This is a genomic window from Olsenella sp. An188, assembly GCF_002160255.1.
Taxonomy (GTDB): Bacteria; Actinomycetota; Coriobacteriia; order Coriobacteriales; family Atopobiaceae; genus Thermophilibacter; species Thermophilibacter avistercoris.
On record NZ_NFKF01000008.1, the window covers coordinates 45,681 to 66,946 of the forward strand.

11 protein-coding genes are annotated in these 21,266 nt (G+C 72.0%); 4 read left to right on the top strand and 7 right to left on the bottom strand.

Annotation, left to right across the window (positions count from 1 at the left end):
* Positions 1–90: 90 nt before the first annotated feature.
* Positions 91–3,921, bottom strand: coding sequence for a DNA polymerase III subunit alpha (dnaE, locus tag B5F23_RS08695; RefSeq protein ID WP_087353859.1), 3,831 nt, complete (start codon positions 3,919–3,921; stop codon positions 91–93).
* 603 nt (positions 3,922–4,524) lie between these two features.
* Here dnaE and B5F23_RS08700 point away from each other — a divergent pair.
* On the top strand, positions 4,525–5,580 hold the full coding sequence (locus B5F23_RS08700; protein WP_087353862.1) for a type IV toxin-antitoxin system AbiEi family antitoxin domain-containing protein: 1,056 nt from the start codon (positions 4,525–4,527) through the stop codon (positions 5,578–5,580).
* 205 nt (positions 5,581–5,785) lie between these two features.
* Here B5F23_RS08700 and B5F23_RS08705 read toward each other — a convergent pair whose 3' ends face one another.
* The 3 genes from B5F23_RS08705 to B5F23_RS08715 form a co-directional block, all read right to left on the bottom strand.
* The gene (locus B5F23_RS08705) at positions 5,786–9,325 is read right to left on the bottom strand and encodes a UvrD-helicase domain-containing protein (protein ID WP_087353865.1); all 3,540 of its coding nucleotides are present in this window, start codon (positions 9,323–9,325) and stop codon (positions 5,786–5,788) included.
* Entirely contained in the window at positions 9,322–12,597 is a 3,276-nt protein-coding gene (locus tag B5F23_RS08710; protein WP_087353867.1) for a PD-(D/E)XK nuclease family protein, read from the bottom strand. The genes B5F23_RS08705 and B5F23_RS08710 overlap by 4 nt, the downstream gene beginning before the upstream one ends.
* 264 nt (positions 12,598–12,861) lie before the next feature.
* Complete coding sequence (locus B5F23_RS08715) at positions 12,862–13,152, bottom strand: YerC/YecD family TrpR-related protein (RefSeq protein WP_087353870.1); 291 nt, start codon at positions 13,150–13,152, stop codon at positions 12,862–12,864.
* A gap of 136 nt (positions 13,153–13,288) precedes the next feature.
* Here B5F23_RS08715 and B5F23_RS08720 point away from each other — a divergent pair, with 136 nt between their 5' ends.
* From B5F23_RS08720 to B5F23_RS08730, 3 genes are all read left to right on the top strand, one after another.
* Positions 13,289–14,128: an HAD family hydrolase gene (locus tag B5F23_RS08720; protein WP_087353872.1), complete on the top strand. Its 840-nt coding sequence runs from the start codon at positions 13,289–13,291 to the stop codon at positions 14,126–14,128.
* Between the two features lie 76 nt (positions 14,129–14,204).
* Positions 14,205–17,174 (top strand): glycoside hydrolase family 2 TIM barrel-domain containing protein, encoded by a 2,970-nt coding sequence (locus tag B5F23_RS08725; RefSeq protein WP_087353874.1) that lies wholly within the window; start codon positions 14,205–14,207, stop codon positions 17,172–17,174.
* Between the two features lie 74 nt (positions 17,175–17,248).
* Complete coding sequence (locus B5F23_RS08730; protein ID WP_087353877.1) at positions 17,249–17,614, top strand: phage holin family protein; 366 nt, start codon at positions 17,249–17,251, stop codon at positions 17,612–17,614.
* Between the two features lie 202 nt (positions 17,615–17,816).
* Here the strand turns inward: B5F23_RS08730 and B5F23_RS08735 are convergent, their stop codons facing one another.
* From B5F23_RS08735 to B5F23_RS08745, 3 genes are all read right to left on the bottom strand, one after another.
* Positions 17,817–18,995 carry an Mbeg1-like protein gene (locus B5F23_RS08735; RefSeq protein ID WP_087353880.1) on the bottom strand — a complete coding sequence of 393 codons (1,179 nt, stop codon included), beginning with the start codon at positions 18,993–18,995 and terminating at the stop codon, positions 17,817–17,819.
* A 193-nt stretch (positions 18,996–19,188) separates the two neighbouring features.
* Positions 19,189–20,589, bottom strand: a complete 1,401-nt coding sequence (locus B5F23_RS08740) for a CotH kinase family protein (RefSeq protein WP_087353883.1) — start codon at positions 20,587–20,589, stop codon at positions 19,189–19,191.
* 2 nt (positions 20,590–20,591) lie between these two features.
* Positions 20,592–21,263 (bottom strand): DUF4956 domain-containing protein, encoded by a 672-nt coding sequence (locus B5F23_RS08745; RefSeq protein WP_087353886.1) that lies wholly within the window; start codon positions 21,261–21,263, stop codon positions 20,592–20,594.
* Between the last annotated feature and the right edge of the window lie 3 nt (positions 21,264–21,266).

The following is a 21,266-nucleotide window of genomic DNA, read 5'->3' on the forward strand; positions in this document are numbered from 1 at the left end:
CGCCGCCCTTCTGCGGGGCGCGTTGACTCATAGATACCCGTTCGCGGGCGCCGCCAACGCGCGATGGCCCCCTCCGCAAAAGTCGCACGCCTACGCCACCTTCACGTGTCCCTGGCGGCCCACCAGATCGATCATCTCGGCGAGAAGGACCATGTTGCGCGCGTCGATGCGGCAGGGCAGCTCCATGCGCATGACGTCTCCGGAGGTTGCCTCCACGCGCAGCTCGACGTGGTCGAGGCCCGGGTAGCGCGTGAGGATCGAGCCCATCGAGTCCATGTAGGGGCGCGTGAGCAGCGCCGCGGGGATGTTGACCTCCATGACCTTGGGGCGGTTGGCCTTCTCGTCGAGCACGAGCGGCTCCACGCCCATGCAGATGATCTGGTTGCCGCGGTCGGAGCGCTCGAGCTTGCCCTCGACCTTCACGAAGACGTCGCCCGAGCTCTCGCCGGTCTCCGGGTCGACCTGCCCCACGAGCGCGCCGGAGCACTTCTTGTAGAGCTTGGGGAAGACCACGAGCGTGACCTCGCCCTCCATGTCCTCGAGCGTGACGATGGCCATGGAGTCGCCGTTCTTGGTGGTCTTCTTCTGCACGGCCGTCACCATGCCGGCGAGGCGGATGACCTTGCCCTCGGGCACCTTGAAGCGCTCGTGCACGGCGCCCGTGGCGTCGGCGACCTCCTCGGCGACCTCGATGTCCGCGACCGTGAAGTCGCGGTTCTTGGCGAGCGCGTACTCGTAGGGGCGCAGCGGGTGGTCGGAGACGTAGAGGCCGAGCACCTCGTGCTCGCGGCGCAGCTTGTCGGAGCGGTCCCACTCCACGCCGTCGGGCTCCGGAACGGTGTTCTCGAAGCCCGAACCCTCCACGTCGCCAAAGAGGTCGAACATCGAGAACTGCCCGGCGGCGCGCTCCTTCTGGCGGCGCGTCGCCGCGTCGATGATGTTCTCGGGGTTGGTCTTGTCCACGAAGCGCATGAGCTGCATGCGGGTGTAGCCCGTCGAGTCGAACGCGCCCGCGCAGATGAGCGCCTCGACCACGCGGCGGTTTGCCTGGGAGGTGTCCATGCGGTCCACGAAGTCGTGGAGGTTGGCGAACGGGCCGTTCTTCTCGCGCTCCTCCATGATGGCCTCGCCCACGCCCTCGCCCACGCCGCGGATGCCGGCAAAGCCGAAGCGCACGCCGTCGGCCGTGGCGGTGAAGTCGCGACCGGACTCGTTGATGTCCGGGGGCAGGATGGCCACGCCCTCGTGGCGGTAGGCCGTGACGTAGTGGACGATCTTGTCGGTCTTGCCCATGTAGGACGTGAGGACCGAGGCCATGTACTCCTTGGGGTAGTGGGCCTTGAGCCACGCCGTCTGCATGACGAGGATGGCGTAGCCGGCGGAATGGCTCTTGTTGAACGCGTAGGACGCGAACTCCAGGACGTCGTCCCAGATCTTCTGCGCGATCTCCTTCTTGTAGCCGTTCTTGACGGCGCCGTTCATCCAGTGGTCGTAGGTGGTCTCGTCCTTGCCGTCGTCCCAGTGGAAGACCGTCGAGGTGAGGAGCTTGATCTTCTTCTTTGCCACGGGCTTGCGGATGCGGCTGTCCGACTCGCCGGCCGAGAACCCCGACATCTTCATCGAGATCTTCATGACCTGCTCCTGGTAGACCATGGTGCCGTAGGTCTCGCCCAGGATGTCGTCGAGGCGCGGGTCGTAGGAGACGGCCTCCTCCTTGCCGTTCATGCGGTTGATGTAGCTCGTGACCATGCCGGCGCCGAGCGGGCCCGGTCGGTACAGGGCGATAAGAGCCACGACCTGCTTGTACTCGGTGGGCCGCATGTTCTTGATCGTGGACGTCATGCCCGCGGACTCGATCTGGAAGACGCCGGCCGTGCGGCCCTCGCGCATGAGCTTGAAGATCTCCGGGTCGTCGAAGGGGATCTCGTCGACGTTGATGTCCACGCCGTGGTTGGCGCGGATGTTGGCGAGCGCCTTGGAGATGACCGTCAGCGTGCGCAGGCCCAGGAAGTCCATCTTGAGCAGGCCCATGTCCGCGACCGAGTGGCCCTCGTACTGGGTGATCTCCACGCCGCCCTTGGTGTCCACCTTCGTGGGCACGTGGTCGTTGACCGGCGTGGGGGCGATGAGGACGGCGCAGGCGTGGACGCCCTCGCCGCGGTGCAGGCCCTCGATCGAGAGCGCGGCCTCGATGATGCTGCGCATCTCGGGGTCCTTGTCGTAGGCCTCCTCGAAGTCCGGGGAGTACTGGTCGGGGGCCTTCTCGGACTTGTGCAGCGCGTGGTCGAGCGTGAGCTTGGGGTCGTTGGCGAGCATCTTGGAGAGCTTCTGGCCCTGCCAGACGGGAAATCCCAGCACGCGCGCGGCGTCGTTGATCGCCTGCTTGGCCTTGATCGTGGAGTAGGTGATGACGTGGCAGACGCGCTCGGGGCCGTAGAGCTGGCGGACGTGCTCCACGACCTCGAGGCGACGCTCGTCGTCGAAGTCCATGTCGATATCGGGCATCTCGGAGCGCTGCGGCGAGAGGAAGCGCTCGAACATCAGGCCGTTGTCCAGCGGGTCGAAGGTGGTGATGTCCATGGCGTAGGCCACGATGGCGCCCGCGGCCGACCCTCGGCCGGGACCGACGCCGATGCCGTTCTGCTTGGCCCAGCGCACGTACTCCTGCACGATGAGGAAGTAGTCCGCAAAGCCCTTCTCGCAGATGACCTTGTACTCGTACTCGAAGCGCTCGCGGACGTTCTCCCCGCCTATCGTGAGCTCGCGCCAGTTCTCGCCGTAGCGGCGCGCCAGGCCCGTCTCGCACTCCTTGCGGAAGCGCTCCTCGGAGGTCTCGCCGGGGTCGAGGTCCGGGAACTTGGGCAGGTACATGTGGGTCCAGTCGAGCTCGAAGGAGCACTTGTCGGCCACCTCGAGCGTGTTGTCGATGACCTCGGGCGCCCACGAGAAGAGCTCGCGCATCTCCTGCTCGCTCTTGATGTAGAACTCGGTGCCCGTCATGCGCTTGCGGTTGGCGTCGTCGAGCTTGGAGGCCGTGCCGATGCAGCTGAGCACGTCCTGGGTGGGGGCATCCTCGCGCGTGAGGTAGTGGTTGTCGTTCGTGGCGATGACCTTGATGCCGAGCTCGTGGCCGAGTCTCAGGATCTGCTCGGAGAGCGTGCGGTCGGTGAACCCGCCCCAGTTGGGGTCGGCCAGGCCGTGGTCCTGGACCTCGAGGTAGAAGTCCTCGCCGAAGATCTCCTTGTAGGTGAGCGCCCAGCGGCGCGCCTCCTCGGGCTGGCCCGAGAAGTACATGCGCGGGATGATGCCCGAGACGCACGCCGAGGTGCAGATGATGCCCTCGTGGTAGCGGCGGAGCATGTCGAGCGTGGTGCGCGGGTAGTAGTAGAACATGTCGCCCGAGGCGGCCTCGCTCATCATCTTCATGAGGTTGACGTAGCCGGTCTCGTTCTTGGCGAGCAGGATCAGGTGGTAGCGGTGCTGGCGGGTGCCCTTCTCGATGCAGTCGTCCGTGATGAAGTAGGCCTCGCAGCCAAAGATCGGCTTGATGAGCAGGCTCGGGCGGTTGGCGCGGACGGCCTCGAGGTCGTGGGTCTGGTTCCAGACGGCCACGTCGCTCTCCCACTGGGCGTGGACGCGGTCGTGCGGGGCGGCGTCCGCGGCGTCGGGCTCCGGCTCCTCGAGCTCCCAGCCCTTCTGGAAGCACTCGAGGTCGTGGCGCCACTGGCCCATGTCCTTCTGCGCGTCGTTGTACTTGCGACACTCCAGGTCGAAGTCGGGGATGCCGAACATGTAGCCGTGGTCCGTGAGCGCCAGCGCCGGCATCTCCAGGTCGACGGCGCGCTTGACCATGTCGGAGACGCGCGTGGCGGCGTCGAGGATCGAGAAGTCCGAGTGGTTGTGCAGGTGGACGAATGCCATGTGGTTTCCCCTGGGTCGCTCTCTGGTTTTCCTCACTAGGATAGCCGTTTGGCCGGACGCAATTGCCGGGCGCGCGGGCGGGGCGAGCAGGGCGTTCGCACGAACGCGCAGCTCAGGCGGGCGAGAAAATCCACGGCATGCACGCCAGCGGCGGGCGGCCGGTTCTTCTCGCCGCGCGCGGGCCCTTCTCGCCGCGCGCCGAGTGTAGGCACGAAACGACAGTCCCGAGATCCAAACTGTCGCCTTCTTCCTACACACGCGGGCTGTAGGCGCCAAACGACACAATCTGCCCCCGAAGTGTCGGCAGCTTCCTACAAGACGAAAGCGTGGGAACCAGCCGTCACTTTTGTCCGGGAAAGCGTCGACAACCTCCTACAGCCCCCGCTGAACCCGCACGCATACCGCCTGCCGAGAAAAACCGACCGCAGGTGAATCTTCCACGAATCTTACGAGGCGTGTCCCGGGCCGAACCGCGCGTCGTTTACCTGCGAAAACGGACTCACATCTCATTCAGGAGTATCAAATTCCAATTTAAACGGGCTTTCTCGAATGGCATCGCGCTTGACATGGGGGAACAATCTGCGTCCAACGAAGGGAGGGCGCATGAGCCATAGCGTAGACAGCGAGGTCGGGGGTCTGCTCGCCGCCGCGGAGGAGCTGGGGAGCTGCCTCGTCGTTTCGGACGAGATTCCCGAGAGGCTGCTCAGGGCGCTGGAGCGCCGCGTCGGGTCGGGGGAGGTGGCCTCGCCCGCGCGAGGCCTCTTCGTGCGGGCGGACCTGTGGGACGAGCTCAAGCGGGACCAGCGGACGCTCTTTGTGGCGCGCGGCCTGCAGGCACTGCACCCGGACTGGGTCTTCTGCGGCCCGACCGCCGCCGTGGCCTACGGGGTCGACGTCTCGTGGTCGCTGCAGGACGCGATCCATGTTGCCACCACGCGCTCGGGGTTTCGCGGAGGCGCGGGACCGGTGAGGCGCCACGCCGTCTTGCCCGAGGACGAGGGGCTCGCGGACGTCCGGGTGGCGGGCGGCCTGCGCGTGACGCCGCCGGAGCGCACGGTCTTTGACTGCCTGCGCCGCACGGACTTCCCGCTGGGTCTCGGAGTCGCGGACTCTGCGCTCAGGCAGGGCGTGGTGACGGCATCGGGCCTCGCCGCCTTCGTCGACTCCGTGCCCTACGACCCGCGCGGGCGCGCGCAGGCGCTCGGGACGCTCGCGTGGGCCGACCCGCGCAGCGAGAACGGCGGCGAGTCGATAGCGCGCGGCCGGATGCTCGCCCTCGGCTACGCGCGACCCGAGCTGCAGGTCGAGGTCCCGCGGCCGGCGGACGGGGGCGCGCCGTACCGGGCGGACTTCTGCTGGGTGCGCGCCGACGGCCTCGTGATCCTGGGCGAGCTCGACGGCACGGACAAGTACGTGTGCGAGGAGATGACGCGCGGTCGCACGCTCGACGAGGTGCTCTCCGACGAGCGGGCCCGCGGCTCGCGCATCACGCTCTACGACGTGTCCGTCCTGCGGTTTCGCTTTGACCTCACGGACGACCCCGCGCGCTTCTCGGCCCTGCTGGACGAGTACGGCGTGCCGCGGCGGGGCACGGCGCTGGCCCAGCCGGACGGGGTGCGCGTGCTTCCGGACTGGAGCGCCCTGCGCCGCAAGGTGTAGGCGCGAAACGACGTTCTTCTCGGCAGAAGTGTCGTTTGGCGCCTACAGTTTGGGAAATGTAGGCAGAAAACGACACTTCGAGCGGCCAAACCGTCGCTTCGCGCCTACGGTTGGGACCGGGCGAGAAGAACGGGCGCGCCGGCCGGCTACGCGCCCAGGTCGTGGCGGGTGCCGTGGCTGAGGAGCTCGCCGGCGGCACCGTCCATCAGCGTCCCCCGAACTCGTAGCGCACCACGAGCGGCTCGCCGGGTGCGGCCTCGTCCTCGCGCTCCACGCAGACGAACGCGCACTCCACCCGCTCGAACCCCTCGGCGAGAAGGACCTCCGCGTAGAAGCGCGCCTGCATCGCGTGGCGCTCGCGGACCTCGTCCGGCGTGAGCCCGGCGTCTCCGGTCTTGTAGTCCACCACGAGCGCGCGTCGCCCGTCCGCGTCCGTGCAGAGCAGGTCGATCGCGCCCTCGAGGTAGTCCCCGTAGGGCGAGTCGACCCGCTGGAAGAACGGCACCTCCGCCCGCACGACGGGCCAGGAGAGCGCCTCGGCGCGCAGCGCGGAGCCCTCCCAGCGTGCCAGCGCGCGGCGCAGGCGGCCCTCCGCGCGTGCGGAGAGGTTCCAGCGACGGACCTGGGCGGCCACGCCCTGCTCCCCCACCGAGCCCCTGCACTCGACCATGGCCTGCGCGAGCTCGTGGAAGGCCGAGCCCAGGTTGGTCGCGCGGTCGGCGTCCTCTGCTGCGGGCGCGCCCTCGGCCTCGGCGGCGCGCTGCTCGCGTGTGGGCGCGGGCGGCCGCTCCCGCTCGGCGAGAAGCGCCGTGTGCACGCTCGAGTAGCTGAAGACGCCCTCGCGTGCGCGCCAGGTGGCCGGAGCCCACGGCAGCGCGCCGGCGTCCACCTCGTAGAGGTCGAACGGCGCCGGCCCGACCGCGGGCTCGCCCTCGGCCCCGTCCACCCCCAGGCGCACGAGCTCGGCCACGTCTGCCGGGAGCTCCCCGTCGAAGCCGGCGAGCGTGCCCGCGGAGTCCGCCGTCACCGTGCGCTCGGCGCCGCGGCCCTCGCCCGCGACCACCACGCGCCGCACGCGCGCCGGCTCGCTGCCGCCGTAGTCGAGCGAGCCCTCACCCGCCACGCCGGGGTCGATTCCCAGCGCCTCGAGCGTGGCGGCCGCGAGCGCGGACGAGACGCCGCCCCTGCCGTGCGCGGCGGCCACGCCGAGCACGAGCGCCTCGCGGGCGCGCGTGAGCGCCACGTAGAGCAGGCGCGCTCGCTCTGCGGCCTCGGCCTCGTCGTCGGCGGCGCGCAGCGCCAGGTAGCGCGCCGCGAGCGGCGGGCGAGCGGACTTGTCGGCGCTCGGCTCGAGCTCCTCGGGGTCCACGCCGGCGAGCCACTTGGGCAGGTCCTTCTCGGCGGGTCGCACGATGACCTCGCGACCGCCGCCGGCCGTGCGTCCCACGGCGAGCTGGCCGTCGCCGCGCGCCCCGCCCCAGCACTCTGCCACCGCGCACACGCCGAACTCGAGGCCCTTGGAGGCGTGGATGGTCATGACGCGCACCGTGCCGCCCGAGCCCGCGCCCTCCCCGCCCGCGAGCGACGCCGGCGGGACCTTGGCCGCGGCGAGCCACGCGTCGAACTCGAAGGCCGCCCGCGCCGCGCCCAGGCCGAGCTCGGAGGTGAGGTCGCGCACGTAGCGCACCGCGGCGAGCACGTTGGCCGCCCGCGCGAGGCCCTCGGCGCCGCCGGCCTCGAGCCGCGCCAGCCAGCCGGAGTCGCGCACCACGTCGGCCACCACGTCGGCCACCGGGCGGCGGCGCACCTCGTCCAGGGCGCGCGCCAGCACCTCGTGGGCCCGGCGCAGGCGCGCGGAGGGCACGGAGCCCCCGTAGAACTCCATGTCGGCCAGCCCGCGGTCGATGCCGCGCTTGGTGGGCGCGTCGAGCTTGTCCTGGGCGCGCGTGCCCAAGTCGCAGAAGTCGCCCGCGTCCAGGCCGAACATCTCGCTCGCAAGCAGCGGGAAGAGGCCGGACTGCGTGTCGGCGGGGTTGGCCAGCGCGTGCAGCAGCGCCCGCACGACCTTGACCTCGTCGGTGCCCGTGAAGGTGGAGCCCCCGGTGACCACGCACTCCATCCCGCGCGCGCGGACGGCGTCGATGTAGAGGTCGGCGTGGGTGGTCACGCCCAGCAGCAGCGCCATGTCGCCGGGGCGCTCGCCGGCGTCGCGGTAGCGCGCGAGCGCGTCGGCCACCTGCGCGGCCATGACGGCCGTCTGGTGGCGCGTGGGCCGGCCGGACTGGCCCGGCCCGCCGCAGACCTCGATGTCAATGCGCGGCAGCTCGCGGGCCCTGTAGGCGTCCTCGCGCCCGGGGTTTGCGTCGAGATGCATGAAGCCTGCCATGGTGCCGCCCGCGGGCCCCTCGCCGCCGGTGCAGACGCGCTCCACGAGCGCGAGCACGTCGGCGTGGCTGCGGTAGTTGGTGTCCAGCCGCACCGTGCCGGACGCCTCGACCTGCTCGCCGCGGCCGCGGAACACGCTCACGTCCGCGCCGCGGAAGCGGTAGATCGACTGCTGCGCGTCGCCGACGGTGCACAGGTGGCGCGCCCCGGGGCCGGCAAGAAGCCCGATGAGCTCGAGCTGCATCTCGTCGGTGTCCTGGAACTCGTCGACCATCACGAGGCGGAAGCGCCCCTCGTAGTCGCGGCGCACCTCGGCCTTGTCCCGCACGGCGAGAAGCGCGAGCCGGATGAGGTCGTCGTTGTCCAGGCAGCGCTCGTCGCGCTTGACCTCGTCGTAGCGGCGCTCCACGCGCCGGACCAGCTCGACGAGCGTCCCGGCCACCGGCGCCACGCCCAGGAAGGCTAGCTCGGCGCGGGCGAGGCACAGGGCCGACCTGGCGGCCGCCACCTGCTCCTTGATCGCTCCGCGCGCCTGCGGCAGAGAGACGCCGGCGAGCACGGCCGCCATCGCCTCCGGCGTGCGCTCGCGCGCGGGCGCGTCAACCAGGGCGCGCAGGGTCTCGAGCGCAGGCGCGACCTTCTCGGCGGCAGCGGCGGTGAGCTTGCAGGCACCGAGCTCCTCCAGGCGCATGTGCAGCGCGCGGACCGCCTCGAGCGCGCCCTCGGGCCCCGAGGCGGCGGGCTCGAGCGCGTCCACCCCGCCGGCCGTGGAGCGCCCCTGCGCCACGAGCCGCGCGACGACGCCCATCGCGCCGGTGTAGGTGCCCTGCTGCGTGCGGCCGCCGAGCTCGAAGGCCGCAAACGCGCCGGAGAAGGCGTCGTCTGCGCGCGCGGCGCGGAACACCTCGTCCATCGCGCGGTCGAACAGGGCCGCCTGGCGCGAGTCGGCCACCACCGAGAAGGACGGGTCGAGGCCCAGGTCGAGCGCGTGGCGCGCCAGGATGCGCCGGCACATGCCGTGGATCGTGGAGATCCAGGCGTCGTCGACGGCGAGCGCCTGGGCGCCCATGCCGGCACGCCTGAGCGTGGAGCGCACGCGCTCCTTGATCTCGCGCGCAGCGGCCTCGGTGAAGGTGATCACGAGCACCTGGTCGAGGGAGTCGAGAAACGCCCCGCCGCACTCGCCGGAGCCCGGGGAGAGCGCCCAGGCGATGCGCTGCGTGAGGGTGAAGGTCTTGCCCGAGCCGGCACCCGCCTCCACGAAGAGGGGCTCGTCGAGCGTGGTGGCTATCCTGAGCTGGCGCTCGTTGAGGCCGGAGAGGTCGACTCCGGGCGCCGCGCCGAGGTTCTTCTCGCTCACTTGCGCAGCCTCCTCTCGCAGTTGAGGACCGGGCAGAACTGGCAGGCCGCGGCGTCCACGGGCCTGGCCTCGATGTCGCCGTCGAGCATGCGGGACAGCGCGGCGGCCACGGACTCCTCGCACGCGTCGAGAAGCGCCTCCATGCCGCGGGCGTCCGCGCGCCCGAAGGTGGCCTCGCGCGGCACGCAGGCGCGCGCGAGGCGCTTGGCCGTGGGCCCGCGCTCGCCGAAGACGTTGTCGGCGAGGTTCTCGTCCACGGCGCCCGCCAGGGCGTGGGCCCCCTTGGTGCAGAGGTAGACGGCGGCGCGCACCGTGAGGCCCGGGAAGGCGCGGCGCACCACCTGGCCGTAGATGAGCGACTGCACGCGACGCGGCACAAAGGGCGCGCCGAGGTCGGGGGCGTCGGCGCCGAAGACGTCGTACTCGCCGGCAAACCCGGCGTCGGACTTGTGCTTGTAGTCGATGACCACGGCCTGGCCGTGCGCGTCCACGTCGATGCGGTCCACGGTGCCCGTGAGGCGCACGCCGGCGTAGGTCACCTCGGCGCCCCCGCGCCCGAAGCCCCACTCGAAGAAGCGCGGCTCGAAGCCCGTGAGCAGGCCCGACTCGTAGTCGAGCAGGGTCGAGAGGTCGCGGCGCAGCCCCCGCAGGCTGCCGAGCTGCTGGGCGCTGTGCGGCACGAGCGCCTGCGGCAGCGGCCTCCTGCCGCCGACGAGCTGGTACTGGTGCGCGAGGTGGGCGTCGAACTCCTCCCCCAGCACCTCACGCGCCTCCTCGAGCGCGGCCGCCTCGGCGAGCGACGATCCCGCGAGGCGCGCCGCGGGGTCGGCCTGCGCGCGGGCCACGAGCTCGTCCACGAGCTCGCGGTACCCGCCGTCCTGCATCGCGCCCGGGCGCGCGGCACGCGCGTCGGCGAGCGCGTGCGTGCCCGCCGCGCGCTCCACGGCGCGCGCGAGCTGCTCGCGGCGCGTGACCTCGAGCACGCGGTGGGCGAAGGTTCCCATCTCGGCGCCGGTGAACCCCGCGTCGGCGTCTCGCAGGCGCAGGCGGCGCAGGCTGAACCACTTGTACGGGCACTCGAGGTAGGACTCGATCTGCGAGGCGGAGAGCAGCGGGCGGGCCTCCTCGGCCGAGACGCCCTCGGGCGGCGGCGAGACGAGCGCGCGGCGCTCGGCCCCGATGATCCCGGCGGGCGCCGGGCGCTCGGTGAGCTCGCGGCGGGCGGGCGTGCCCGCGCTCGAGGCGTTCTCGCGCACGGGGGTCTCGGAGCGCACGAGCACGCTCTTCTCGCCCAGGGACTCCACGAGGTCGGAGACCTTGGCGTCAGCCCGCACCCCGTAGCAGGCGAGAAGCTCGGTCAGCATGACCGAGGGGTAGCAGGCCTTGCCGTCCGCGCCAAAGAGCAGCCGCTCGAGGGTGAGCGAGCGGCGTGCGGCGCGCACCGTGGCCGAGAAGCGCGCGCGCAGCGCGTCCATGGGTCGCGGCCTCCCCTCCACGCCGTAGGCGGCGAGCAGCGCGGAGAGCACGTCGTCGGCCGCGGGGACGGCGGACTCCGTGGAGGTCTGCCCCAGCAGCACGAGCGCGTCCGCCGAGGCCGGGGCCAGGCGCGCCGCAGCGGCGGGCGTCATGACGCGCGCCGTGACCGAGGCGCCGGGGACGGGGCGCTCGAGGCGAAGCGAGGCGCGCGCGGACGAGAGCACGACGTCCGCCACGCGCACGAGCTCCGCGAGCGTCACGTGGCCCTCGGCGGACGGGTCGGCCGTGAGGCCGAGCTCCTTCAGGCTGCGCGCGGCGTCGAGCACGCAGGAGAGCACCGCCGCCGCCTCGGCAGCCACGGGCGAGGCGGCCTTCTCGCCCTGCACGAAGGGGGCGAGGAGCTTCGAGGCGGCAGACCCCAGCCGCCCGCGCAGGAGCTCGCGCGTGGCCGCGGCCACCTCGGGCGAGACGTCGCGCTCGGAGGTCAGCTGACCCAGGAGCACGGCGGGCGTGAGCAGGCGGTTGGCGCGCCACTGGGCGTCGAGGGCGCGGGCGCGGGAGGCCGGCACGTGGGAGACCTCCGACAGCAGGAAGTCGGAGAGCTCGCGCGGCGGCCACCACGACATGTCCTCGAGCTCCACGCGCACGGTGCCGGCGCGCGGGGCCTCCGGCACGGGGACGGGCGCGGGCCAGCCGCGGTCCAGCTCGACGAGGCGGGAGACGCAGCGCACGTACTCGAGGTAGGCGCGGCCGCACTCGAGCGACTCGAGCGGCACGGAGAGCTGCGCGCGCACGCGGACGCCGCGGGCCGCGAGCCGGGGCGCGAGCTCGCGCCAGGCCGCCGCCGCGTCGGGCGCGGAGACGACGATGTCGGCGCAGCCGGCGTCGACGAGCTCGCGGACCTCGCGCGCGCAGGCCTCGGCGCGCGCGGAGGGGCCCGCGGGCAGGAGCAGGCGCACCGCGCCGGCGGGCTCCACGCCCGGCGCCTCGGACGAGAAGAGCGCCCCGGCGAGACGCGAGAGCTCGGCGGCGCGCGCGGGCTCGGCGGGGGCGTCCGGGACCGCGGACCACACGGCGTCCACGCCCCTCTCGGCCGCGAGGTCGGCGAGCTGGGCGAGAAGCGCCTCGGCGCTCGCGCAGGCCGGCCCCTGCCCCGCGCGGGCGACGAGCGTGACGTCGTGGCGGGCGGCCAGGCCCACGACGAGCTCGCGCTCGGCGCGGGGCAGCTCGCAGAAGCCGGAGCACACGACGCCGGGCACGGCGGCCCCGGCGGCGTCGAGCGTCCCGGGCAGCGCGGCGCAGGCGCAGCAGGGCTCCACGAGGCCCGCGGCCTCGAGCTCGCGCCCGTAGTCGGCGAGCAGGGCCACGAGGGCGCGCTCCGCCTCGGTCACGCCCTCGGGCGCGGGCGCGCCCGCGAGCCAGGGCAGGCCGCGGCGCGCCAGGTCGGCGAGGAGCGCCGCCGCGCCGGGGGTGTCGGACAGCGGCGAGCCCGGCGCCCAGGCGGCGCGGGCCAGGACGCGCGAGGCGAGCACGGCGCGCGAGGCGTCGTCGACCGGGCGGCGGCCGTCTCCCCAGACCTCCCAGCGCTCGGCGGCCCACGCCGACGGCGTGCTCACGGTGACGCCGAGCGAGAGGCCTCCCGCCGCCGCGAGGGCGCGCTGGGCGTCGAGCGCCTGGGCGAACGACGGCACGAGCAGGACGGCGCGGCCCGTCGCGGCGAGCGCGGCGCGCAGGCGGCGCTCGACCTCGGGGCAGGTTACGCCCTCGTCGGCGCATCTCACGAGCTGCAGGGACATAGGATCCTCCCGGACGCGGGTTCTTCTCGCAAAATCCTACCGCAGGCGCGCGACGATAACTCCCGCCGCGCCCGCGCCGAGCCTCGCCGAGTGCGCGATATTCAGGACGAGCTTTCCGAGTTCACCGCCACAAACTCGACGTTTCCGCAGTTGGCAGCTAAGAGCGTAGGTCGCGGGCGAGAAGGAAAGTGCCGAATATCGCGCACTCGGCGATGGAGAGGGACCCCGAGGCCCCTGGATCCCGGGGCCGCGGGGCGCGCCCGCCTACTCCCCCAGCCGGGAGAGGACCATCCGGTAGCCGCCCTTCTCGCCGTTCAGGCACTTGGAGACGCGGCTCACCGTGGTGGACGAGGCCCCCGTCGTGCGGGAGACGTCCGCGTAGGACGCGCCGGCGGCGAGCATGCGCGCCACCTCGAGGCGCTGCGAGAGGTCCTCGACCTCCCGCGGGGTGCACAGGTCGGCGAGAAGCGCCCGCGCCTCCTCGGTCGTCTCGAGCGAGCAGAGCGCCTCGAGCAGCCTCCCGAGCTCGTCGTTCTTCTCGCCAGCAACCGTCATGCGCGCCCTCCCGTCGTCGTCTTCGCCAGATACTTTAGCGGATTAAAGTGACGCGGTCGACCGGATTTCGTCGCCGGGCGGGATCTGTCCGCCCCGCACGCTAGAATGGTCCCGTCAGGCCCGGGAAGGAGGACCCATGCTGGGATACGAGGAGGACGTCGACCTCTCCAGGATCCGTGTCGTAGCGAGCGACATGGACTTCACCCTGCTCGCCGACGACAAGTCCATGCCCGAGGGCATGAGCGAGCGCATCGAGGCGCTCGACGCCGCGGGAGTCACCTTCGCCGCCGCGAGCGGGCGGCCCCTCTACACGCTGCGCAGCCTCTTCGAGGGGCTCCACGACAAGATGGCCTTCGTCTCCGACAACGGGGCCGCGGTGGTCTGCCGCGACGAGGTGGTCTTCAAGAGCCTCATCGACCCCAAGACCGTCCAGGAGCTCACGGACTTCTCGCTGTCGCGCGGGCTCATCCCCACGGTCTGCGGTCTCGACGCGTGCTACGTACGCTCGTGCGACCGCGCCTTCGACGAGGTCTTCCGCACCTTCTACTACAACATCGCCTACGTCGACTCCCTCGACCACCTGGGAGTCGAGGTCAACAAGTTCACCCTCTACCTGCCCGAGGGCAACGCCGTGGCCCTGTGCGAGGAGCTCTTCCGTCCGGCCTTCGGCGATCGGCTCTCCGTCACCTGCGGCGGGCCCGTCTGGATCGACATCATGAACTACGGCGTGGACAAGGGAACGGGCCTGGCGCGGCTCTGCGAGCACCTCGGCGTCTCGACGGCCGACGCCGCCGCCTTCGGCGACACCGACAACGACGTCCAGATGCTCGAGCTCGCCGGCCACAGCTACCTCATGGCCAACGCCGAGAGCCGCATGGAGCGCCACGCCCGCTTCCGGGCGCCCTCCAACAACGACCGCGGCGTGGCCGTCGTGGTCGACCGTATCCTCGAGGCGAGGCGCTCCGCGCTGGGCTAGGCCCCGGACGCGCCGCCAGCCCCGGGCGCGCCAGACGTCCCCGCCGAGGCGAGGGACCGACCGAGAAAGGACCGCCATGAGCACCGTGCCCGTCGTGCGCATCCCTCCCGTGCCCGCGCTCCTGCCGGGCACCGCGCGCCCCGAGCTCTGCCTGAACGACCGCTCCGGCGCCGCCTGGGAGCTCCTGCCCGCGCCCGCAGAGGGCCTGCCCGCCGTGGACGCCGCCTGCCAGGACCTCCCGGAGGGCGCGCTGCCCCGCGAGGGCTGGGTGCCGCTGGCCGTTCCCGGCGAGCTCGCGATGCAGGGCTTTGACATCGAGAACAACGTGGAGTACCTGTGCCGGCGCCGCGTGGAGGTACCGGCCGACTTTGCGGGCGCGCGCGTGCTCGTGCGCTTTGACGGCGTCTACAGCAACGCGCGCGTCTGGGCGGACGGCCGGCTCGTCGGCGCGCACGTGGGCGGCTTCACCACCTGGGACTGCGACGTCACGGACGTGGCGCGCCCCGGCTCGTCCTTCGAGCTCGTGGTGGGCGTGGCCGACGTGGAGGGCGACAACCCCGGTGCCCACAACCCCGACGGCTCCCACCGCGGCGACCCGTCCTGGGCGAGCTACTACGCGCACCACAACATCGGCGGCATCCTGCGCGACGTGACCCTCGTGGCGCTGCCGGCCACCCACGTGGCGAGACTGCACGTCTCCACGACCTTCGACGACGCCTGGGAGGACGCCACCCTCGGCGTTGAGGTCGAGCTCGCCGGCGAGGGTGCGGGAGAGGGGGCCGCGGTCCTTCTCGACCTGCTCGACCCGGCGGGCGAGAAGGTCCTCGAGGAGCGAGCCGCCTGCGACGGGCGCGGGCGCGCGTCCCTGCGCGCTGACGTGGCCGCGCCGGCCAAGTGGGACGCCGAGCACCCCAACCTCTACCGCCTCGAGGTGACTCTCGAGCGCGAGGGCGAGGTCGTCGAGGTGGTCCGCGAGCGCGTGGGGTTTCGCGAGATCTCTTTTGGCGGCGCGCGCGGCAGCGAGCCCAACCGCGTCTACGTCAACGGGCGCGAGGTCAAGCTGCGCGGCACCTGCCGCCACGACGTCTCGGACGCCTACGGCCGCTCCACCACGCGCGACGAGGACCGGGCCGAGATCGAGGCCTACCGCGCGGCGAACGTCAACCACGTGCGCACCTCCCACTACCCTCCCTCGCGCCACCTGCTCGAGGCCTGCGACGAGCTGGGCATGTACGTCGAGGAGGAGACGGCCGCGTGCTTCCAGGGCACGGGCGGCAAGCACATCCACGCACGCCCCGAGGACTTCCTCGGCACCTTCGCCGAGATGATCGAGCGCGACCGCAACCGCCCCTGCGTGATCATCTGGTCTCTGGGCAACGAGTCGGCCTTCGAGCGCACGCCAGCCTTTGCCGCCGAGCTCGCGCACGCGCGCACCGTCGACCCAAGCCGCCCGCTGATCTTCAGCTACCCCTACACCGTCGAGCGCATGCCGCTGCCCTACGACATCGTGAGCCGCCACTACGAGAGCGTGGACGGCATCCTGGGCGGGGCGCACCTGCCCGTGCTGCACGACGAGTTCGCCCACGTGCCCTGCTACGACATAGACGAGCTCAAGCGCGACCCCAACGTGCGCTCCTTCTGGGGCCACGGCCTGCGCGCGGCCTGGGACAACGTCTTTGGCACGAGCGGCGCGCTCGGCGTGGACCTCTGGAGCGGCGTCGACGACGTCTTCCCCCTGCCCGAGGGCACCGGCGGCCGCTGGCAGCGCCACTCGCGCGGCACCTGGCCGGGCTACGGAGAGTGGGGCGCCATCCTGGACTGCCACAGGCGCGAGAAGCCCGAGGCGTTTCTCGTGCGCAAGGCCTTCTCGCCGGTGCGCATGGACGAGAAGGACTTTGTGGTCTCAGGCGGGCGCCTGCTGGTGCCGCTGACCAACCGCTTCGACCACACCTGGCTCTCCGAGCTGGGCCTCGTTGCGCGCGCGGACGGCCGCGAGCTGCCGGCCGCGTACGTGCGCGTGCCCGACCTGGCGCCGCACGCCTCCGGCGTGCTCGAGGTCGCGCTGCCCGGGGACGCCGGGGAGGTGCGCGAGGTGAGCCTCGCGTGGACGCTCGCGGGGCGCGAGGTGGACTCGTTCGTGATACGCCTGCGCCCGGACGTGGCGGGGCTGCCCGCCGCGGGCGCCGGCGCGCCGACGCCCGAGCTCGAGCTCACGCCGGCAGAGATCAAGGTGAGCTGTGCCAACGGGGCGACCTTCCGCTTCTCGCGGCGCACGGGCACGCTCGAGGCCGCTGAGTGGGGCGGGCGCGCCGTGGTCGTGGGAGGGCCGCGCCTGCACCTCACGGGGGCCGAGCTCTTCCGTCCCTGGAGCCCCACCCTCACGCCGTGGGCGGCCGTCGAGGGCGACCACGTGACGGTGGCGCTGCAGGGCGGCTACGGCACCCGCGTCCCGCTCCAGTTCTTCTGCCGCATCTACGGCGACGGGCGCATGGACGTGGAGTGGCAGACGCGCGACACCAACCTGAGCGCGTCGGCGCTCTCCGAGGTGGGCCTGTCCTTCGAGCTCGCCGACGACGTCTGCGCCGTGAGCTGGGAGCGCGACGCCCCCTACGCGCGCTACCCCGAGGGCCACATCGCGCGGGGGCGCGGGACCGCGCGGCGCGTGTGCCCGGAGGCGCTCGAGGCGGGCTACGGTGCGCGGCACCCTGGCTGGGCCTGGGCGGACGACATGTTCGACGCGTACCTGTCCGAGCCCGGCGACGGCGCCTGGCGCGTGGCCACGAGCGACTTCAAGGCCCTGCGCGAGCACGTCCGGCGCTACGACGTGCACTTCTCGGCCGGCGACGCGTGCGTGAGCGCGCTCTCCGACGGGCGCGACGCGGCGCGCGTGGAGCTGATCGGCGCGCACCCGCAGCTCGTGGTCGACAACCAGTGGTGGTACCCCCAGCTCGCCTGGGGCAACGACTGCGGCCGACCGGTGCAGTTCGTGGAGGGCACCACGCGCGGCGAGGTCTGCCTGCAGGTGGGGCCTGCGGCGCGCGACTAGGGCGCGCCGCGATGGGGTACGCTCTTTGCTACGCCGCACCCCGCGGCGACCAAACCGTCGAGAAAGGGACCCCCATGCGTTTCGTAGCCAAGTGGCTCGTCCTGACCATCGCGTGCGCGGTGGCCGTGTGGCTCGTGCCCGGCATCGTCCCGGTGGGCGGGAGCTGGCTGGGGCCGCTGTTCTGCGCGCTCGTGCTCGCGCTGCTCAACGCCACCGTCAAGCCGCTGCTGCAGGTGCTCGCCATCCCCGTGACCGTGGCCACGCTCGGGATCTTCTACCTGGTGGTCAACGCCTTCGTGCTGGAGCTCGCGAGCTTCCTGTCGCGCAACATCTTCCACGTGGGCATCGCCATCGACTCGCTCTTCTCGGCCATCCTTGGCGCGATCGTGATCTCCCTGGTGAGCATGGTCGTCGGCGGCGTCGTGGGCGCGGACGACTAGCGCCCTGGCGCGAAGTACGTGCGGCTCGCGGACGTTTTTCCTGGTCAAATCGTCCGGAACCTGCATGTGCGAGAAGTACGTGCGAGTTGCGGACGGTTTCTCGGGTCAAAGCGTCCGGAACCTGCGCGTATGGTGTTCTCGCCCCTTGCACACGCAACCATGCCGCCGGAGCCGTGGCGCGGCGCCGTGGCGGCGGCCACGGCTACGCGTCCTTCTCGCCGGGCGAGAGGCGACCGGCAACGGCGCGGGCCACGTCGCTCGCGCCCTGCTGCGCACCGCGCACCATCGCATCCCAGGTCGCGGCAGCCGACGCGCCCACGAGCTCGCCGAGGAGCGCGAGCACCACGTCGCGCGTGCGGACGTCCACCCCGCCGAGCGCCGCGAGCACCTTCTGCGCCGCCGCCGGGCTCGAGAGCAGGTCCTCGAAGGTCTGCGCGCCGCCTGCCGCCAGCGCGTCGAAGAGCTCGGCGGTGAAGGCGCGCCGGTCCTCGGGCGCAAGCCGAGCGAGCCACGCGGAGAAGGCCCGCTCCACGACCAGGCACTCCGGCTCCGGAGCCTCGGCCTCCACGAAGCCGGCCGGCCCCACCTGCCAGGTGAGCGGGTCGTGCTGCAGCGAGCGCGTCGCCGAGCTGCGCACGATGGTCGTCGGCGCCTCCTCCGCGAAGAGCCGGCCCACCACGCTGTAGGCCGGGATGATGCGGCGGTAGCGCTCCCCCACCACGTCGTGGCAGCTCACGGGCATGACGGCTCGGTCCATGCCGGGGCCGTCGTTGTTCCAGACCCGCCCGAGCGCGCCCACGAGCGCCACCGGGCTGCTCGCCGCCGCGTACGCCGCGAGGTTGCCTCCCTTGGAGTGGCCGCCCACGTGCACGCAGCGGCCCTCCCCCGCCGCGCGCTCGAGCTCGCGGACCAGGTAGTCGGCCGCCGCGCGCTGGGCCTCGGTGATGGCAAAGCTCAGGATGAAGTTCTCGCGCCAGCCCACGAGCGTGGTGTCGGTGCCGCGAAAGGCCACGTAGCTCCTGCCGTCGCCAAGGTCGGCGGTCACGGCCGCGAACTGCATGACGCGCCCGTCGTCGCGCACGTCCACGTAGTCGCGCAGAACGGCGTCGCCGAAGCGCACCGAGGCGCCCATCGCGCGCACGAAGCGCTCGTCGACCGTGGCGAGCGAGCGCACGCGGGAGGCCAGGTCGTCGCCAGCCGCCGCGAGGAGCCGCCCGCAGGCGTCCGCGAGCCGCACGCCCTTCTCGCCGGGGCCGCCCACGATGCCGGTGAAGTCCAGATAGGACAGGGTGGACAGCGCGAGGTTGTCCACGTCGTTGAAGGTCCGCTCCGCAAGGGTGATGTCCCCGCGCAGCTCGAGGTAGTCGTGAAGGTTTGCCATGCGCCCCTCCCTGGGAACCCGTCACCCCCAGTATGCCCCACCCAGGCGCCGGCGAGAAGAACGTGCGGCCTGCGGACGGTTTCTCGGGCAAAAGCGTCTGGAACCCGCACGTTCGAGAAGTACGTGCGGCCTGCGGACGTTCTTCTCGCCCAAAGCGTCCATAACCTGCACGTACTTCTCGCCACGCCGGCCCTCACCCACCGAGCAGGTCCTCCAGGCAACCGAGGTCGCGCAGGTCCAGGTGCGACGCGTCCACGCGCGCCCCGGGGCGCTCCTGCTGCCCCGCGATGGTGGCCGGGACCTCCCCCGAAAGCTGCGCGCGCACGCTCTCGGCGCGCAGCAGGCAGAACTCCCGCAGCGCGTCCACGCCCTCCAGGAACTCCGCGTGGCCCACGAAGGCCGTGGGGTCCACCGCCACGTACGGCGAGATCATCTGCGCCACGCGGGCGAGCTCCGCCTCGAAGCGCCCGCTCTCGAAGTAGCCGCCCACCAGCTCGTCCAGGAGCTCGCGGTAGCGCGCGTGGTACTCGTCCACGAGCATCAGGTTGTGGTAGAGCGGCCGCCCCAGCATGACCTCGCCCGAGGCGGGCGTGTCTATCGGCTGGTTGACGTGGGTCGTGGCGTCGTCGGGCAGCTCCTCGCGGCCGAGCGCGTAGGTCCCGAAGGCCAGGTTGTAGTCCCATGGGAGCATGGAGAGGCGCCCGCCCTCCACGTAGAGCAGGTAGTTGTGGCCCGTGCGCCCCAGGTAGCTGTCGAGGTTCACCACGAAGGACTGCACGGCGAAGTAGCGCAGCACCTCCTCCACGTCCACGGCCCCCTCGAGGTCCTCCCCGGCCGAGAGCGCCCGCAGCGCGCCGATGAGCTCGTCGACGTCCGCCTGCGTGAGGTCGAAGCGCGCCGTGCGCAGGATGTTGTCGTAGAGCGCCGGGTCGTCGCCCGTGTAGCGCAGCGCAACGTCGGCGTTCTCCTGGGACAGCCAGCGGTAGTCGGGCTTGTAGAGCATGCCGTGGTCCTGCCCAAAGACGCGCTCGGCGAAGGCGTCCTCGGGGTCCTCCACGGCCAGGTAGAGCCCCCACGCCTGCCCGTTGACGCTCACCTGCACGAAGCTCGCCTCGGGCGTGGGCACGCCCATGAACGCCATCATGTCGAGCGCCACGTAGGTCTTGAGGTAGCTGTTGTCCTGGAACGAAGCGTCCAGCGAGAGCTTGTCGAGCCCCAGGTAGCTGAGGCCGTCCTCGTAGTGGTCGAACTCGATCTTGAGGCCGTAGCGCACGTGCCCCGCCTGCTCCACGAGCCGCTTGGAGTTGTTGCCCTTGGCCCGCAGGCCCACGCCGCGCACCGTGTGGCCGTCGAGCGTCACGTCCGCGCGCACGTAGCGCTCCTCGGGCGCGACGGCGAGAAACGCCTCCCAGTCGTCGATCGCGATGTCCAGCTCGTGCACCCGGTCGTCCGAGAAGAACGCGAGGTAGGCGGGCTCGTCCCTCTCGGCGGCTATGAGGCCTGCGGCCCCGGCGGCGTAGAAGGCCCCCGCGACGAGAAACGCCAGGGCGAGCGCGAGGCCGCAGACGGCCGTTGACCAGCGGCGGGCGAGCACGGCTAGCCCAGGTAGTCGCCGTTGTAGGAGACGAGCGCCACGTCGGAGACGCCCTCGCGCGCGGCGAGCTCGTCGACGAGCGCGGAGTCCTCGCCGCGCAGGCGCACCTCGAAGTCGAGCTCGATGCAGCCCGGGGCCACGGTCTTGCTCTTGAGCGAGGCCGCCCGGGCGCGCTCGCGCACCAGCGACTCGGCGGCGCGCGCCACCTCCTCCGTAGACGCGCGCATCACGAGCAGGTACGGCCGGTCCACGTTGCGCCGCGCCGAGAACGCGAGCAGCACGGCCCCGATGAAGACGCTGCCGAGAAGCGCGAGCGGGATGAGCCCGGCCGCGAGCACGATGCCCGCGGCGATGCACCAGAAGAGGAAGACGATGTCGAGCGGCTCCTTGACCGGCGTGCGGAAGCGCACGATGGAGAGCGCGCCCACCATGCCCAGAGACAGCAAAACGTTGCTCGAGACCGCCAGGATCACGAGGGTGGTGACGAGCGTGAGGGCCACGAGCGTGGCGCCGAAGCTCGCCGAGTACATGACGCCCGAGTAGGTGCGCCGGTACACGAAGACGACGAAGAGCCCCACCAGGCACGCCAGCAGGAGGGCGAGCGCCATGTCGAGCAGCGGCACGGCGTCGACGCGCTCGAGAAACGACGAGGTGAAGACGTCCTGGAAGGTCATCGT

Bases quoted from the DNA above. Each gene is read 5' to 3' on its own strand.
- dnaE (WP_087353859.1), bottom strand. From the start codon at position 3,921: ATGGCATTCGTCCACCTGCACAACCACTCGGACTTCTCGATCCTCGAC.
- B5F23_RS08700 (WP_087353862.1), top strand. From the start codon at position 4,525: ATGAGCCATAGCGTAGACAGCGAGGTCGGGGGTCTGCTCGCCGCCGCG.
- B5F23_RS08710 (WP_087353867.1), bottom strand. From the start codon at position 12,597: ATGTCCCTGCAGCTCGTGAGATGCGCCGACGAGGGCGTAACCTGCCCC.
- B5F23_RS08715 (WP_087353870.1), bottom strand. From the start codon at position 13,152: ATGACGGTTGCTGGCGAGAAGAACGACGAGCTCGGGAGGCTGCTCGAG.
- B5F23_RS08720 (WP_087353872.1), top strand. From the start codon at position 13,289: ATGCTGGGATACGAGGAGGACGTCGACCTCTCCAGGATCCGTGTCGTA.
- B5F23_RS08725 (WP_087353874.1), top strand. From the start codon at position 14,205: ATGAGCACCGTGCCCGTCGTGCGCATCCCTCCCGTGCCCGCGCTCCTG.
- B5F23_RS08730 (WP_087353877.1), top strand. From the start codon at position 17,249: ATGCGTTTCGTAGCCAAGTGGCTCGTCCTGACCATCGCGTGCGCGGTG.
- B5F23_RS08735 (WP_087353880.1), bottom strand. From the start codon at position 18,995: ATGGCAAACCTTCACGACTACCTCGAGCTGCGCGGGGACATCACCCTT.
- B5F23_RS08745 (WP_087353886.1), bottom strand. From the start codon at position 21,263: ATGACCTTCCAGGACGTCTTCACCTCGTCGTTTCTCGAGCGCGTCGAC.